This window comes from Pseudoalteromonas sp. Angola-4 (assembly GCF_028599265.1).
GTDB classification, from domain to species: Bacteria; Pseudomonadota; Gammaproteobacteria; order Enterobacterales; family Alteromonadaceae; genus Pseudoalteromonas; species Pseudoalteromonas atlantica.
In genome coordinates, this window is the sequence record NZ_JAQREK010000004.1 from 131797 (window position 1) to 148897 (window position 17101).

General features: G+C 39.0%; 14 protein-coding genes. All 14 read left to right on the forward strand.

Translation table 11 applies throughout. The features are described 5' to 3' along the window. Window positions 1–7 precede the first annotated feature (7 nt). The 14 genes from tssJ to tssG all read left to right on the forward strand — a co-directional run bounded on the left by tssJ (window position 8) and on the right by tssG (window position 17096). Window positions 8–472, forward strand: a complete 465-nt coding sequence (gene tssJ / locus PSH48_RS07490; RefSeq protein WP_273611268.1) for a type VI secretion system lipoprotein TssJ — start codon at window positions 8–10, stop codon at window positions 470–472. A gap of 14 nt (window positions 473–486) precedes the next feature. Then, window positions 487–1815: a type VI secretion system baseplate subunit TssK gene (tssK, locus tag PSH48_RS07495; protein WP_024032884.1), complete on the forward strand. Its 1329-nt coding sequence runs from the start codon at window positions 487–489 to the stop codon at window positions 1813–1815. Between the two features lie 20 nt (window positions 1816–1835). Further along, complete coding sequence (tssL, locus tag PSH48_RS07500) at window positions 1836–3116, forward strand: type VI secretion system protein TssL, long form (RefSeq protein WP_096042737.1); 1281 nt, start codon at window positions 1836–1838, stop codon at window positions 3114–3116. Window positions 3117–3126: 10 nt separating this feature from the next. Next, on the forward strand, window positions 3127–6636 hold the full coding sequence (gene tssM, locus PSH48_RS07505) for a type VI secretion system membrane subunit TssM (RefSeq protein WP_273589185.1): 3510 nt from the start codon (window positions 3127–3129) through the stop codon (window positions 6634–6636). After that, on the forward strand, window positions 6618–7346 hold the full coding sequence (gene tagF, locus PSH48_RS07510; RefSeq protein WP_024032881.1) for a type VI secretion system-associated protein TagF: 729 nt from the start codon (window positions 6618–6620) through the stop codon (window positions 7344–7346). Before tssM ends, tagF begins: the two co-directional genes overlap by 19 nt. Continuing rightward, window positions 7339–8136, forward strand: a complete 798-nt coding sequence (locus PSH48_RS07515; RefSeq protein ID WP_064387138.1) for a PP2C family protein-serine/threonine phosphatase — start codon at window positions 7339–7341, stop codon at window positions 8134–8136. The genes tagF and PSH48_RS07515 overlap by 8 nt, the downstream gene beginning before the upstream one ends. 186 nt (window positions 8137–8322) lie before the next feature. After that, window positions 8323–9435 (forward strand): type VI secretion system protein TssA, encoded by a 1113-nt coding sequence (gene tssA / locus PSH48_RS07520; RefSeq protein ID WP_024032879.1) that lies wholly within the window; start codon window positions 8323–8325, stop codon window positions 9433–9435. 16 nt (window positions 9436–9451) lie between these two features. Continuing rightward, complete coding sequence (tssB, locus tag PSH48_RS07525) at window positions 9452–9955, forward strand: type VI secretion system contractile sheath small subunit (protein WP_024032878.1); 504 nt, start codon at window positions 9452–9454, stop codon at window positions 9953–9955. Beyond that, a complete protein-coding gene (gene tssC, locus PSH48_RS07530) occupies window positions 9952–11442 on the forward strand; it encodes a type VI secretion system contractile sheath large subunit (protein ID WP_024032877.1) in 1491 nt (496 codons plus the stop codon). Before tssB ends, tssC (PSH48_RS07530) begins: the two co-directional genes overlap by 4 nt. Before the next feature lie 36 nt (window positions 11443–11478). Further along, the gene (gene tssC / locus PSH48_RS07535; protein WP_024032876.1) at window positions 11479–13005 is read left to right on the forward strand and encodes a type VI secretion system contractile sheath large subunit; all 1527 of its coding nucleotides are present in this window, start codon (window positions 11479–11481) and stop codon (window positions 13003–13005) included. Window positions 13006–13007: 2 nt separating this feature from the next. Then, entirely contained in the window at window positions 13008–13784 is a 777-nt protein-coding gene (locus tag PSH48_RS07540; protein WP_126009407.1) for a type VI secretion system accessory protein TagJ, read from the forward strand. A 17-nt stretch (window positions 13785–13801) separates the two neighbouring features. Then, window positions 13802–14287: a type VI secretion system baseplate subunit TssE gene (tssE, locus tag PSH48_RS07545; RefSeq protein WP_064387136.1), complete on the forward strand. Its 486-nt coding sequence runs from the start codon at window positions 13802–13804 to the stop codon at window positions 14285–14287. Next, window positions 14284–16110 carry a type VI secretion system baseplate subunit TssF gene (tssF, locus tag PSH48_RS07550; RefSeq protein WP_273611269.1) on the forward strand — a complete coding sequence of 609 codons (1827 nt, stop codon included), beginning with the start codon at window positions 14284–14286 and terminating at the stop codon, window positions 16108–16110. The genes tssE and tssF overlap by 4 nt, the downstream gene beginning before the upstream one ends. Then, window positions 16107–17096, forward strand: a complete 990-nt coding sequence (gene tssG / locus PSH48_RS07555; RefSeq protein WP_126009403.1) for a type VI secretion system baseplate subunit TssG — start codon at window positions 16107–16109, stop codon at window positions 17094–17096. Before tssF ends, tssG begins: the two co-directional genes overlap by 4 nt. Window positions 17097–17101: the final 5 nt, after the last annotated feature.

Consider the following 17101-nt stretch of genomic DNA (forward strand, 5'->3'; position numbering starts at 1 on the left):
GTAAATAATGTCTAAACTTAAGCTCTTTTTTATGAGCATTAGCCTACTCTTTTTGACGGTTGGGTGTACCACCGTAAATAAAATAGTGCCGCCTTCAACTGATTTAATTATTAATGTTTCTAATGATGTAAATCCAGACACATCAGAGAGACCGTCGCCAGTTGTTATGAAAATATTTGAACTTAGTTCACGAACAATTTTTGATACGCAGGACTTTTTTAGCTTATACGAAACGCCTGAAAAGCTACTGGGTCCAGATTTACTTAAAAAAGATGAGTTAGAGCTACAACCAAACTCAGTACAAAAATACAAAATGAGCCTTAACAGAAATACCCGTTATGTGGGTGTTGTTGTGGCCTATAGAGATATCGACCAAGCAAGGTGGAGAGCCGTTATTGAGGTTGACCCAACAGGCTATGACGATATAGATGTAAATGTTGAAGCAATTGCTACATACATGAGAGAGCGATAAAAAGGATTTGTAAAATGGGTGATAACACTCGTGTTGCGTGGACTGAAGGGATGTTCTTAAGGCCGCAACACTTTCAACAATCAGATAAGCATTTTTCTAACTTAATAAATCAATTATGCAAAGGGAATTTATCTGATCCGTGGGGCATACTTGATATAAGTATAGACACACAATTATTGAGCTCAGGGCAGTTTGCTCTTGAGTCTTTAAGTGCTATCACGCCTGATTTACTCCCAATTGAAATGCCGCAATCAACCCCTTTACCTGAGCCATTAGTGGTTAATAAAGACGTGTACGATGAGGTGGTATACCTTGCCATCCCTGCATTAAAAAGCAGTGGTATTAATATTTCAGCGCTGGATGAAAATATCGTCACGCGCTATAAGCTAAATGATCTAACAGTTAGTGATGACTCTTTGGGAGCTCAATCTCAAGAGGTAATTCAGGTTGCTAAAATTTATAGCAAACTTGTGCTTTCATCAGATGATCACGCTGGTTATATTTTGCTACCTGTGGCGCGCATTATTGAAGTAAGCAGCGAAGGCAGCATTAAGCTTGACACTAAATACATACCTGCCTCTTTAAAAGTAGGTCAATGCAAGCCGTTACTTGGTTTAGTAAGAGAAATAGGCTCTATGATAAAACAGCGCGCAGAGAGTATTTCTGTGCGTTTATGTCAAGGTTATGCAGGGAGCACCTCTGTTGCTGACTTTATCATGCTGCAAACCCTTAATAAGTACGATGCTGTTTTTGACAATCTACTTAGCGTGAATAACCTCCACCCAAATGTATTTTATACCCGTCTTATTGAGCTTGCTGGCGAGCTATCTACTTTTAGTACCGCGAATAAAAGAGTACCAAAGCTGCCTAAGTACGATCATGAAAATTTGGGCAAAGTATTTTCTGAAGTAGTTAATTTCTTATATCAATCTTTAAGTCATGTTATTGAACAAACTGCGACAGAAATTAAATTAGAGCAAAGCAAGTTTGGTATTTCGTTTGGCGCACTAAAAGATAAATCTGTACTTAACTCGGCACAATTTGTTTTAGCAATCAAAGCAAGTGTACCGCACGAAGAGCTGCGCAAAATACTGCCCTCACAAATTAAGATTGGTAGTGTAGAAACCATACGTGACTTAGTTAATAACCAAATTCCTGGTATTACCATTAGTAACTTACCAACGGCACCGCGCCAAATCCCATACCATGCAGGTTTTCATTACTTTGAGTTAAACAAGCAGGGTGAACATTGGGAAAAACTTCGTTCAAGTGGTGGTATCGCTATCCACTTATCGGGCAATTACCCAGAGCTACAAATAAGCCTTTGGGCAATTAGAACCTAACTTTTAAAGGAAGAGTTTCAATGGACGAAACCATTATAAAACCTCGCCCTGGTAGACTAGGGCGTGACACTTCAAACACTCCTAATGTAGATAACGATGCTGATAAAACAGTGATGTCTGTTGAGCCTGTTGCCAGCAGTGTTGCTAATACGTCTAAAGTTTCAATTTTTAAAAACCCACTTTTAGAAGCGGCAACAGATTGCTTTTCAATTGTAATTTCGATTAGCCAAGCTAAAGAGATGACAAATATTGCTGCTTTAAAGCATCGCTGTGTTGAGGCTGTAAAACGCTTTGAAGTTGAAGTGCGTAACCAGGGGCTTTCTAAAGATGTCATTACCAACTCGCGTTATTGCTTGTGCGCGATTTTAGATGAATCAGTTTTAAATTCTAAATGGAGCTCAATGGAGTGGGCTGATGAGAGTTTACTATCGACGTTTCATAAAGAAACGTTTGGCGGTGAATACTTTTACACCCTGCTTGATAATGCACTAGCTCAACCTGAACAACACAAACAATTTATTGAGCTGCAGTACCATTGTTTAAACTTAGGCTTTAAAGGTAAATACAGGCTAGACAACGGTGGCGATACTAAAATAGAAGAATATCGCTCTCAAATGTATCACCTTTTAAATCAATTAGATGGCCCATTGAACAATAAACTTTCACCTAATTGGAAGCAGCGTGTTGCCGCTGGCGTAGAGCTTAGAAATCAAGTTCCGCTTTGGGTGATTTTTTCAGTGCTGGGCTTAGTGCTGTTAATGGTTTACTTATTTATCAACATGAAACTAAACGACGGCGTTACTTCACTTAACGATAAGCTGGCTGTTATTCATCCTATAGCGCAAAACGAAAGTGTAGATAAAAAAGATAAGCAACTATTAGTACTTGAGCAGTTACTGCAAACAGAAATTCAGATGGGGATTGTGACAGTAAAGAAAAACCTAGACCGCATAAGAATTTCAATAAACAGCGAAAGTCTATTTAATCAAGGCGATGCTAAATTATTACCGTCAATTCAACCCATTTTAGAAAAGCTAGCACTTAGTTTAGAAGGAACAAAAGGGCGTATTTTAATTACTGGGCATACCGACGATACGCCTATTCGGACTGATAAATACCCATCAAATTGGCACCTTTCTTTAGCCCGTGCAACGCAAGTTGCTAATTCTATGGCTAAAAGTACAAATCTAAGTGGCCGTTTATGGCCTGAAGGTAAAGGTGCTGCAGAGCCTATCGCCAGCAATTCAGATTCAGCTTCTCGGTCACTAAACCGACGAATTGAAATCGATTTATTATTTTAATGAGGCTGACATGAGTTTTTCACACAAAATAAAAAAAATTACTTACGTACTTACTTCTAAAACAGCCATGTTAATTATCGGCTTTTTGGCGTTATCTTTATTAATTTGGTTTGGCGGTCCGCTTATTGCGATTGCTGACTTTATCCCTTTAGAGAGTGTAGCAGCACGCCTGTTAACTATTTTGTTTGTTATTTTAGTGTTTGCTATCACCAAAATTTATAGCTTAACGCAACAAAGCAAACGCGATGAGAAAATGGCCGATGAACTAATTGAAAGCGATGAGTCGAACAGTAACGAGGTGAATGAAGAGATCACCACGTTAAAAAATCGCATGAATGAAGCCATCAACTTACTCAAAGATGTAAAGCTATTTAAAGGTAAAAATATATATCAATTACCTTGGTATATTATGATTGGCCCGCCTGGTGCCGGTAAAACAACGGTTATTAATAACTCAGGCTTAGACTATCCGTTAAAAGATAAGTTAGGTGTTGATTTAGTCCACGGTGTTGGTGGTACACGAAACTGTGATTGGTGGTTCACTAATAAAGCTGTACTTATCGATACCGCAGGACGATACACTACACAAAGTAGCCACGCAAAACATGACTCACGCGCATGGGAGGGCTTTTTAGGGCTTTTACGCAAGTACCGCCCTTTACGCCCCATTAACGGTGTAATGATCAGCATGGGTATTTCTGAGCTCATGAGTCAAACTAAAACAGAGCGTAATCTGCATGCCCGCGCAATTAAACAGCGCTTACAAGAGTTACAAAATCAGTTGGGTATGACTTTTCCGGTATACGTTATTCTTTCTAAAGTTGACTTAATTGAAGGTTTTAGAGAGTTTTTTGGCGAGCTTACAGAAGAGGAATGCGAGCAAGTTTGGGGTGTTACTTTTGAGTTAGACCTAGATAAAGACACTCAAGTTGAAGCGTTTAACAAAGAGTTTCACGCATTAATTTCAAAACTGACAGAAATGCTTAATCGTAGGCTGATTAACGAGCGTAATGAAGAAATACGAGCCAAAATTTTTGAATTTCCGAGACAGCTTCGTGTGCTACAAGGTGTGGGCGATGCATTTTTAAAAGAAATTTTTACCCCTAACGCTTATGAAGAACTCCCTATGTTTAGGGGCGTATATTTGACCAGTGCAACTCAAGAAGGGAAGCCAGCTAGCTTTTTAAATGACGTAAACTCAGCAGATTCTAGCTATATAAATCAATCGAAAAGCTTCTTTATTAAAAATGTTTTAGAAGGTGTAATTTTCCCTGAGCAAAACCTAGCCAGCACTAACAAACATCACGATAAGCAAAACAAATGGCTCAGAGTAGGTAGTATTTCTTTAGCCAGTATTGCGGTAATTGGTTTTTCTATTTCGTGGTACTTTAGCTTTGCATGGAATAATAATCTAATGGCTGCTACAGATGAAGCCATTGAAACTTATCAGGAGCTAGATGCCGCCTCGTTTGATAGAAGCAACTTATTAGTATTAAACGACAGGCTCAATGCGCTAAGAAACTTACCAGCTAACAACCCTGCGTTAGTTGATGACGATGAATCTCAGTCAATAGGTTTTAATAAGCTTAATGAAATTAAACAGTCATCTACACAAGCCTATAACAGGTCTCTACAAACGTATTTAGAACCCTATATCGCAAATACGTTAATTAAAGAAATGGAAGCGCACCCAGAGCACCTTAGCTATTTATACGAGACGCTAAAGTGCTATTTAATGCTATTCCAACCTGAGTACTTTGAAAGTGAAGATATTTCGGCTTGGTTTAATGCATACCTAGAAAGAAATCTACCGGGTGATAAAAATGCGCTAACTCGCGGCCAGTTAATGAACCACATTGCTGCCTTATTAGAGCTTGGCGTTAGTCAAACCAAAATAGATAATCAAGCAGTGCGTATAGCTAGAGCTGAATTAACTAAGTTACCAATAGCCGAAAGAGCATACCAACGCCTACAAGCTGATTTCCTTGATAGCAGCATTCCGCCGTTTAGATTAACAGACATTATTAGTTTTGAAAGTGCGCAAAAATTCACATTCAGAAACAATGGCGAGCTGACTCGAAGTATCCCTGGTTTATATACCTTTAACGGTTTTCACGGCATTTTTAATGTTGAAAAAAGTAAAATGCTTGGAAATTTGATGGCAAGCAGCTGGGTATATGGCGAGGAAGCATCGGGCACTTATGATATTTCTAAAGAAGAGATTGAAAAGAAATTAGAGCAGCGTTATTTCCAAGATTATGTCTTCTTTTGGCAATCATTTATCGACGATTTAAGCCTGAATCAGTACAGCTCACCTGCTGAGGGGGTGAATATTACTGATGTACTTGCTGGTTCAGAAGCACCGATTAAAAACATTATTATGGCTGTGCAAAAAAATGTGCAACTAACCAAATTGCCGGTGTCAGAGAATCAAAAAGCAGCGGGTAAAGTTGCCGCTAATGCCGCTGAAATTGCAATGCAAACTAAAGCTAACAGAATTAAGCGTTTTTTACCTGACGAAGCCCCTAAGTTTGACATTAAACTGCCAGGTTATCAGGTTGAAGAAGCGTTTGAAGATGTTATAAATATTGATGCTCAGCAATTAGATAACATTCAGAAAAACCTCAGAGAGCTTAATGTATATCTAACTAAGCTTGATAGAGGTGATCAGTTAAAGTCATCAATAAAAGATCAAATCAGTGGAAAAAGTAAACCAAGTTTCATTCGCCAACTTGAGTTCCAAAGCCGTGATCTACCTTACCCATTTAATAGCTGGTTATTAGATATAAGCAGAGATACCAGTAATATCACTAAAAATAGCGCTAACAGACACTTAAATGAGATTTGGAAAAGCCAAGTTTTACGTGAGTACAACGCAGCTATTGTGGGCCGATACCCTTTCTCTCCTTATGCACAAAAAGAAGTGAATATGAAAGACTTTACACGCTTCTTTGGACCAGATGGCACTATTGATAGCTTCTTCACTAACTATGTAGCGCCAAGTGTGGATATGAGTTCGAGTCCGTGGAAGTTTGAAAAAGACATTGGCATAAGCGCTGATACTTTAGCCATGTTTGAACTAGCCCATCAAATTCAAACGGTATTCTTCGATGGTGGAAGTGCAACACCTAGAATTGAGTTTGGATTAAGAACCGTTGAATTAGATCAAACTGTCTCTAAATTTAGAGTGGAAATAGATGGCCAGTCCATGTCATATCGTCATGGCCCAATCAAAATTACTAACTTTGTATGGCCAGGTTCATCAGGGCAAAGTACCACAAGAATTGAGTTTACGCCGCCAAGTGGTGGCCGCCCAATTAATACGACTTACCAAGGTGAATGGTCGCTTTATCGCATGCTAGATGAGCTAAGCGCTAAAAGAGCTAAAACACGTGAGGATTTAGAGTTACATTTTTCTCTCATGGGTAACAACGCAAAAGTTGAGCTATTGCCAAAATCAATTAGGCATCCATTTTGGAATAAAAGTGTAGAGAAGTTTTCATGTCCGACCCGATTATAAATATAGGCTACCTCGGCAAAGTCCCTAGCTTGGGGGACTTTGTTCAAGACAGCGTTTCGAAAGAATTTTCAGAGCACTGGGAGCAATGGCTGCAAGCAGCTATTGCTGTAAGCAAGGAACAGTTAGGCGACAATTGGCAAGATAACTACCTAACAGGTCCTGTATGGCATTTTGCTTTATCGCCAAATATTGTTGGCGATAAAGGCGTAATGGGAACCCTATTACCGAGTATGGATGCAGTAGGGCGCCATTACCCATTTACAGTGGCCAGTACATTAGAAGTTGCGCCGATAGAAGTATTAAATTCGGGCGTTTTCTCCTTAGAGTACGAAGACACTGTACTTAAAGTGCTCGATAGCTCTGTTGACCTTTTTACGTGGAGAAAAGACGTTGCTAAATCGATAAGCACCCTTATAGCGCCTAAAAAGCAGCTTAGTATTTCTCCCTCTAGTGACAAAAATAAAGAGGGTGAAGCATTTGAGTTCTCAGGTGATGAGCTATCAAGTGATGTTTTAAAAGACGCCCTACATGCACTTTTATATAAAAAGCATGGTGATTATAGTGTTTGGTGGACACACGGTTCATGCAATATAAAGCCTATGATGCTTGTTACTTCAGGACTGCCGCCTGTTAACCAAGTTGCTGCTATGTTAGATGGCCGATGGAAACATTGGGAATGGAATTACACACAGGTAAAAAATAGTGATTAGCAATTTAAGTACAAGTTACGCAATAACTCATCGCGGTGCAGTTAGGCAATTAAATGAAGACTCTCATGTTGAAATTAATAGCCATAACTTATGGGTAGTAGCTGATGGAATGGGTGGACATGAAGCGGGTGAAGTTGCAAGCCAACTAGTCGTAGATGTTATTAGAGCAAAAGTTGAAGAAAAGACACTAGCTACGCTTAGCGTTTCTCATATTGTTTCAGCTATTGAAGATGCAAATCGCCAATTAAATGATTACAGCGCTCAGTACTTAGGAAGTAAAACGGCGGGCAGCACAGTAACCGCCTTATTTATAAAAGATAATCAATATTACGTTTTGTGGGTAGGTGACAGCCGGGCATATATGTTGCGAAATGGCCAATTACAGCAAGTATCGCGGGATCATAGCCAAGTAAATGACCTTATCGATGAGGGCGTAATTTCAGTCGAGGAAGCAAAAACGCATCCTCTTTCGAATGTGATTACCCGTGCAGTGGGCGTTACAGACGAAGTTAAAGTAGATGTAGTACAAGGTGAAGTAAATACTAATGATATTTTCTTGCTTTGTTCAGATGGCTTAACAGGCGAATTGTCTGATGAAGAAATATGTTTGTCATTAGAACCTAATAGTATTATTGATTCAGGTATGGCGCTAATGCATTCTTCTTTAGTTAGAGGTGCACGCGATAATGTTACCTGTATTATAATTAAATATGGTCATGAAAATTTTAGTAGCAAATCGGAAACATACAAAATTCAAGATGAAGCTACAATTCCACTTTTTACTAAATAATTATTTATTAATAATTATATAATTTTAAGTGTTAATTTATTTATATTGAAAGTTTATTGTTTATATATTTGCAATTGTTTTGGTTTAAACACAATTGTAACTAGACTTGTATTTTAATATAAAGAATGTAATATGAAATCCGCTCCGCTTTATTGGAGTTTTATGGATAATTATTAGGACGACGGAATGTTTGTATTTGAAGAGTATATTTCCCCTATTTCTGAAACTGAGATCGCAGGTTTAGACCCTCGCTCGGATGTTTCTCCTACGTCGACTTATTACGCCTTAAAAGATTTAAGAAACCAACTTCGTGCCGCTGAAAGAAACGCGTTAGTAGACGAAGAAGGTATTTCATCACTTGCTCGTGACTGGTTACCTTTATTAGAGCAATGCAGTAGCGCAATTAAATCACAAAGCAAAGACATTGAGTATTTAGCATGGTTTATTGAAGCTTTATGCCGAATTCACGGTTTTAAAGGGCTTGCCTTTGGCTTTAAAGTGGCTAGCCACTTATTAGATAATTATTTCGACGCGCTATACCCTACCCTCGATGCAGACGATGAAATTTCAGACAAAGTATCGGCTCTTGGCGGATTAAATGGCTCCGCAGGTGAGGGGACTCTTATTATCCCCATCAAAAGCATACTGTTAACTGACAGTGTTAGCTTAGACCCTTTTACATTTTGGGAATATCAGCAAGGTTATGATATTTCAAGGTTAAATGATGAGAAAAGAGAGAAAAAACTAGCACAAGGCGCGGTCGATTTTGAATTAATTGAAAAAAGCGCTGCGGAGACAAGCACTGAATTTTTTGTCAACTTAAAGCAAGATATAGAAGAGGCAATTACTGAATTTGCCCAGCTTAGCGATGTGATGGATAAAGTGACTGGGCAGCCGCAACCTACCTCAAATATTAAACAAGCGCTTGAAGTAAGTTTGGCGGCCGTTAACCACATTGCAGCGGATAAACTTGTTGCAGCTGAACAGGCTCTCATCTCTGAGCAAACCCAAGAGCAACTCACTCAAAACGATGAAGAGCAAGATGCTGTTGAAGCGCCTAAAAAGGCCATTAACCAAGCAATTGATTCTCGTGAGAATGCGATAAATAAGCTTAAAGAAATAGCGGCGTTTTTTAGAAAAACCGAACCGCATTCTCCAATGTCATACACGATAGAACAAGTGATTCGATGGAGCGAATTATCGCTGCCTGAATTATTAAATGAATTAATAACAGATAGTGATGCTAGGACCGGGTACTTTAAGTTGTCTGGCATTAAGATCAGCGAAACTGAAACATAAGTAAAAGGAGTTCTCTATGAGTATCCATGATAAATTAAAACGAGTACGTAAGCCTCGCGTTCACATCACTTATGATGTTGAAACTGAAGGGACTGCGGTAAAAAAAGAATTACCATTTGTTGTTGGTGTAATGGGTGATTTTTCAGGTGATAACACTGAAGCATTAAAACCATTAAAAGACAGACGCTTTATTCAAATTGACCGCGAAAACTTTAACGATGTTTTAAAACGCATGAGCCCTTCATTAAAACTTGTTGTAGAAAATACACTGAGCGATGATGACTCTGAGTTTGAAGTTAACCTTAGCTTTAAATCAATCGATGACTTTGAGCCTGCAGCAGTTGTTAATCAGGTAGAACCATTACGTAAGCTAATGGAAACACGTAATAAATTACGCGATTTAATGACTAAGATTGACCGTTCAGAAGAGCTTGAAAATGTTTTAGAAGAAGTATTAAGCAATACTTCAAGCCTTGATTCTATTGCTAAGGAACTTAAGCTAGAGGAGACTGAAAAATGAGTGCAGAGCAACTAAGTACTGAATTAGAGTCAACAGCTGAGGCAAGCTCATCGTTATTAGAGCAAGCAATTGGCGCCACTAAGCAAACTGATGCAAGTCGTGCAGAAGAACTACTTAAAACATTAACTGAAGAGGCATTAAAAGGCACAGTTCAATGGAATAAAAACATGACTGTGACGTTTAATGAAGCAATTCAATTAATCGATCAGAAAATCTCAAAGCAGCTTAGTGTTGTTATGCACAGCGAAGAGTTTCAAAAGTTAGAAGGTTCTTGGCGTGGTTTGCACCACCTTGTAATGAACTCTGAAACGAGCTCAACGCTTAAAATTCGTGTTTTAAACATGAAGAAAAAAGAACTACATAAAGATTTAAGCAAAGCAGTTGAGTTTGACCAAAGCCAAACATTTAAAAAGATTTACGAGTCTGAGTTTGGTACTCCTGGTGGCGAACCTTATGGCACAATTGTGGGTGACTTTGAATTTACTAACCACCCAGAAGATGTGGAAACGTTAAGCCTAATGTCGAATGTGGCAGCAGCTGGTTTCTGTCCATTTATTGCCGCTTCTTCACCGTCTTTATTTGGGTTTGATAACTGGGAAGAGTTGACTAAACCTCGTGATTTAGAAAAAGTGTTTGAATCATTAGAGTACACAAAATGGCGCTCGTTCAGAGACAGCGATGATTCACGTTTTGTATCGCTAACTATGCCTCGCTTCTTATCACGTTTACCTTACGGTGCAGCTTCTAAACCTGTAGAAGAGTTTAACTATGAAGAGTTTGAAGTTGAACCAAAAGCAGGCCGTTCAGTAAGCACTGATAATAGCGACTACTGCTGGAGTAATGCAGCTTACGCAATGGCCACTAATATGACCAAAGCGTTTTCGCAATACGGTTTTTGTACTGCGATACGTGGTGCTGAAGGTGGCGGTAAAGTTGAAGGCTTACCAACGCATATTTTCACAAGTGATGATGGCGATCCGGATCTTAAATGCCCAACAGAAATTGGCATAACAGACCGTCGTGAAGCTGAGCTAAGTAAACTTGGTTTCTTACCTCTGTGTCATTACAAAAATACCGATTACGCTGTTTTCTTTGGTGGCCAAAGCTGTCAAAAACCACAAATATATTCAACGCCTGATGCAACAGCTAATGCTGCAATTTCAGCTCGCTTACCATACTTAATGGCGACGTCTCGTTTTGCACATTACTTAAAAGTGATGGCGCGCGATAAAATTGGTAGCTTTATGGAAGCGGAAGATGTTGAGTCATGGTTAAACCGCTGGATTCTATCGTATGTAAATGCGACCGAGGGTGGTGGCCAAGATATTAGAGCACGTTACCCATTAGCCGATGCAAAAGTATCAGTTAAAGAAATACCAGGTCAGCCAGGCGCTTATAACGCAGTGGCATGGTTACGACCTTGGCTACAAATGGAAGAGCTTACCTCTTCATTACGTCTTGTAGCTAAAATTCCAGAGATTGGTTAATTAACTAGTCTTTAGCGTTAAGGATAATGCAGTAAAATGAATCACGAAGAGTTTTCATTTATAAATCAAGACTACGCTTTTCACCAAAAGTCGCAGTCTAGAATTAGCGATAATGATGCTTTGCTTGATAGGTTTTTGAACGAAAAAAACTTAGACAAGGCACTGTTATTGTGGCTTGAAGGCTCTTCTGATTCACCTATCTCTTGGACAAAAGAATCGCTTGGTCCTTATTTACAACGAATTATTGTTGAACTTGATCAGCTAATTTCTCAACAGCTAAATAGCATTATTCATGCTACACGATTTCAAAAGTTAGAAGCCAGCTGGCGTAATTTATGGTGGTTAACCCTCCAAACAGAGCAATACGACAAAGAAAATAAAGTAAAAATAAAAGTATTAAACTGTGATTGGGCAACCCTCTCTAAAGATGTAAACAAAGCGATAGATTTCGACCAAAGTTACTTTTTTCAGTTACTCTATCAAAGTGAATTTGATAGTGCCGGTGGCGAGCCTTTTGGTGTAGTAATTGGCGATTACGAAATTAGTAATATGTCATCTAATGGCACTATTTATAACGATATTGATACTATTAAAGAAATCTCGCGCACTGCAGCTGCTGCATTCTCACCATTTATATGTTCAGCGTCTCCAAACCTTTTTGGCGCAGATAACTTTTCTGACCTAGGGTACTACGCAGATTTATTCAATCAATTTGAGCAACCTGAATATGTAAAATGGCAAAGCTTTAGATCAATGGAAGAGGCACGCTTTGTTGGTTTAACGTTACCGCACGTTTTAGTCAGAGCGCCCTACAGTAACGATGGTAAACGCCATCAAGACTTTTATTTTAAAGAACAAATAAAAAACCCCGAAACAGATATGTTATGGGGTAATGCTGCGTTTCAGTTTGTATCAACAATAATTAGGGCTTACTGTGATAGCGGATGGTTTGGGCATATTAGAGGGATAGAGCCTGGTAAAGTGTCAAAAGGGCTAGTCACAGGACTTGCAAAAGATAGCTTTGCAAACGATACCTACCAAAAAGAAGCTAAACCGCCATTGGATTTATTGGTAACAAGTAAATTTGAAAAGCAGTTCTCTGAACTTGGATTTATTCCAACGTCATCAGTAACTAATACTGAACATATTGTTTTTTATAGTAATGCATCGGTACAAAAAGCAAAAAATTACGAATCCAGTGCAGCTAATATAAATGCACGCCTTTCATCTATGTTGCAATACATTTTATGCGTATCTCGCTTTGCACATTATTTAAAAATACTTGCCCGCGATAGAGTCGGTTCATACATAAATGCGCATGCGTGCGAGCGCGACTTACAGTCGTGGATCAATAATTATACAACGGCGTCAGACTCAGCATCTGAGCAAATCAGAAGTAAATATCCACTGAGTAATGCGCGTATAAAAGTAAGTGAAAACAAAGCAAATCCAGGTCACTTTTTTTCTGTTTTACAACTACAACCCCATTTTCAATTAGATCAAATGGTCTCGAGCATTAAATTAATAACAGAGCTCAGTCCTCACCACAAAATAAAGGAATAACCATGAAGAAAATACATAGCTTGATTCGCGAGGGAAAACTAACTGAAGCACTATCTTTGTGTGCTACAGAGCTTCAAGACGAGCCTTTAAATTTTGATATAAGAAGTATCTATTCAGAATTACTTTGCATAAATGGTGATCTAGAAAAAGCAGACAAACAACTCGACTTTATGGTTCAAAAAAATCCTGAGTTTGCTGTAGGTGCTGTAAATCTTAGACATTTGATCCGTGCCCAGCAATCACGAATAGACTTTTACCAAGGTAAAGGGATCCCTAAATTATTTCATGATGCTGATGAGATAGACACGCTGTTTTTAAAAATGCATGTGGCATTGCTAGAGGGCGAAATAGACGAAGCTGCTGAGCTTTCTGCGCAAATGGAAACGTTAAGAGTTACAACGTTAAGTGATGCAGAGTCAGTGGCACGCGATTTGGACGATACATTAAACCCTTATTTAGAAGTACTAGGCACAAATGGCGAATTTTACTTGGCAAATTTTGATGAAATTGAATCGATAAAAGTAGAGCCTGTAAGTTCAGTATTAGAAAGCATTTGGCTACGCGTTGAAATAACGATTAAAGAAGGCCCTTCAGGCACTGCACATTTACCGCTTGTCTATGCCAATGCTGAATCGGATCTTGAAAAATTAGGTCAGGTTTCGGACTGGGTTGAACTCAAAGATGAATTCATTATTGGTAAAGGCATGAAAATGCTGTTTGTAAATGATGAAGCCATCACAATTCCTAATTTAAAAATTAATGCTGTAGAAGCAGCATAATTTATATTTGAGCAATAATGATAGAACATAAGCAGCAGCTTCAAGCATCTATTTTAGATAGGCTCATTGATGATGAGCCTGACTTTCAAGATGCACCATCGCGTACCGAAGGGATCACTATAAGTGAGCTACGTAAAAATGTGCGCAGAGATATAGAAGCACTGCTTAACGCCCGAATTCAATGGCACACGTGGCCTACACAATATAGTGAGCTTGCTACATCGTGTTTATCGTACGGTTTACCTGATTTTTCAAGTATGTCGGTCAGTTCTCACGAAGGTCGAGCACTGCTATGCGAGACAGTTAGAAACACTATTTTAAAATTTGAGCCACGATTTTTAGAAGTTGAAGTATTTACTGATGAAGAAGTGCCGGTTAATCGCGTTTTAAACTTGCGTATTAATGCGCTTTTATACGCTGATCCTGAGCCAGAATTTATAAGCTTTGATTCTGAGGTAGAGCCCGTAAATTTAGGTATGAAGATTATTGAGGCATCATTATGAACGATGAATTATTAAAATATTACAATCGTGAATTAGCATTTGTGCGTCATTTAGGTAAAGACTTTGCTGAGAAATACCCAAAAGTAGCTGGGCGTTTAAAGCTTAGTGAAGATCATGTTGAAGACCCTCATGTATCACGGCTTATTGAATCGTTTGCATTTTTAACAGCCAATATTAGACAAAAGCTAGATGACAGTTTTCCTGAATTAACGGATGCTTTATTAGGGCAGATGCTACCAGATTATCAGGCACCTATCCCTTCTATGTCGATTGTAAAATTAGAAGCCGAAAACCTTTCAACCACGGGTGTTGTCATCCCAAGAGCAAGTGAAGTTGAAACTAACGTTGATTCTATGAAGCAATGTAAGTTTCAAACCTGTTACGAAACCTACCTTTGGCCCATTGAAATCACTAAAGCCCAGTTTGATAACAGCCCTTTTGTAGCGCCTAAGCCGCGTTGGCATGAAAAGGCAAAGTCTATATTTAAGTTAGAGCTAACCGGTGAATACAAGGGCGTTTCGCTTGCAGAAACTGGTTTAGAAAAACTTCGCGTATATATAAACGGGCAGTGGCACCATACCCTTAAAGTATACGAACTGTTATTCAAACACAGCATTGGTATAGCCATAGATAATGGCGAAGAAGGCATTAAATACTTATCAAAAAACCAATTAAAAGCGGTCGGGTTTGAAACACACGAAGCGGTTGTGCCTTACTCTCAGCGCTCTGCTGCCGGTTATCGTTTATTGGTTGAAAACTTCACTTTTCCTGAGAAGTTTCGTTTTTTTGAACTTGAAGGCATACGCGGCGCATTACCTAAAAACTCCAACAAATGTGATATCTATATATACCTTGATACTGAGTCAAGTGAGCTTGAGAAACAGGTTGATGAGGATATGTTTTTACTCGGGTGCACGCCAATAATTAACTTATTTGAACAAGAACTTGAGCCAATTCGCCCTGAGATAAGTGAATACGAGTATCAACTTGCACCGCGTTATATGGACTCAGAAATTTCTGAAGTGATTGGTATTTCAGAGGTTATAGCGTTTGATCACAAAGGTAATAAACAAGTCGTTGCGCCATTTTATGGTCAAACTCATCCAAATTATCAAGGTCACGAAGACCTATTTTGGCATATAAGAAGAGAAACAGCGTCGTGGGCGGGCGGTTATGTAGAGTCTGGCACCGAGACATTTATGTCATTGGTAGATGCCAAATTTGAAAACAGCGCTATGGAATATGGTGAAGGTAACTCTGTACTCACTGTACGCGCACATTGTAGCAACCGTAATTTACCTGCGAGTATGCCATTTGGCGACGATGAGCTTGGGTTACTGATGCCAGAGCGCGGCGATGTAATTAAAAAAATTCGTTGTTTAGCGCCTTTTACACATGCAGTTAGACCCGTATTAGCCGATGCAACGCGCTGGCAGCTTGTTAATCATTTAACACTCGATACGTTTAGCGGTGAAGATGCGTGTAATAAATTAAAAGAAGTACTTCGTCTGTATGACTTTAGAGCATCGCCTCAAACCAAAGGGCTAATAGATAATATATATCGCGTTAGTATTGAGCCTGCAACCGCGCGTGTTATTCAAAAAGGCAGGGTAAGTTTTGTAACTGGCAGCGAGATAGAAATTACTTTTGCTAACGATGATTTTTCGGGCAGTGGCATGTTCTTTTTTGCCGCAGTGTTGGATCATTTCTTTGCTCAGTTTGCCGCTATAAATAGTTACACACGTTTGAGCTTGCGTTTAAAAGAGCAAGAGCAAATATATTATCAGTGGCCTGCGCGCGTAGGTGATAGACCACTACTATGATAAAGCAACTGATTGCCCAAGCTTCTCAAGTCGATTTTTATAAAGCGGTTTTCATTATTGAAAACCAGCTTAAAAAGCGTGGCTTAGATTATCGCCACGTCGGTTACGATAGCAACCCAAAGCAAGAACTAATAAAATTTACGGCCACCCAAAAGTTTGGCTACCCGGGAAATGCAATTACTAAGCTAGAAGAAACTGGCTTTGAAGATGGTCTGCACAAGGTCAATATGCAGGTTTCATTTATGGGGTTAACTGGCTGCTCTGGTGCATTACCGCAATTTTATAGTGAACTGGTTATGCAAAGGCTGCGCTATAAAGACACGACCATGCGCGATTTTTACGACATGTTTAATCATCGTCTGATCTCTTTGTATTACCGAGCTTGGAAAAAATATAAGCCTTCATTAAACCATGTAAACAATGACAAAAATAAAGACCCATATACCAAAATATTGGGGCTATTAAGTGGTGGCTATAATGAGCATCAGTTGCATTTTTCGGGTTTGTACAGTCGAAAAATTCGTAACGCATTTGATTTACAAAGTGTGCTTAGCTCATACCTGGGTTGCGAGGTAAAAATAAAACAAATGGTTGGTCAATGGCATGAACTTCACCAACAAGAGCAAACACGCCTTGCAAGCCAAGTATTATTTGAAGGTCAGCATGCGCAGCTAGGTGTAGATACCATGCTAGGTAAAAAGGTTTGGGATGTCTCTTCTAATATTGAAGTGCATATACAATCAAACGATCCAAAAAAAGCAAAACTTCTTTTACCCAAAGGGGCTTTGTTTGAACTCGCAAACAAAATTACTAAAGACTACGTTGGAAACTCAATCCAGTTCCGCTTAGTTATTGAAACTGACTTTCAGCATTTAGGCGCCGCTCAGCTGGCTAAGAATGACTGCCAATTAGGCGCAAATTCTTTTTTAGCGGTACAAAATAACAAATCAAAATCTAACCCTACTAAGTTATCGTTTAAGGGATAATTAAA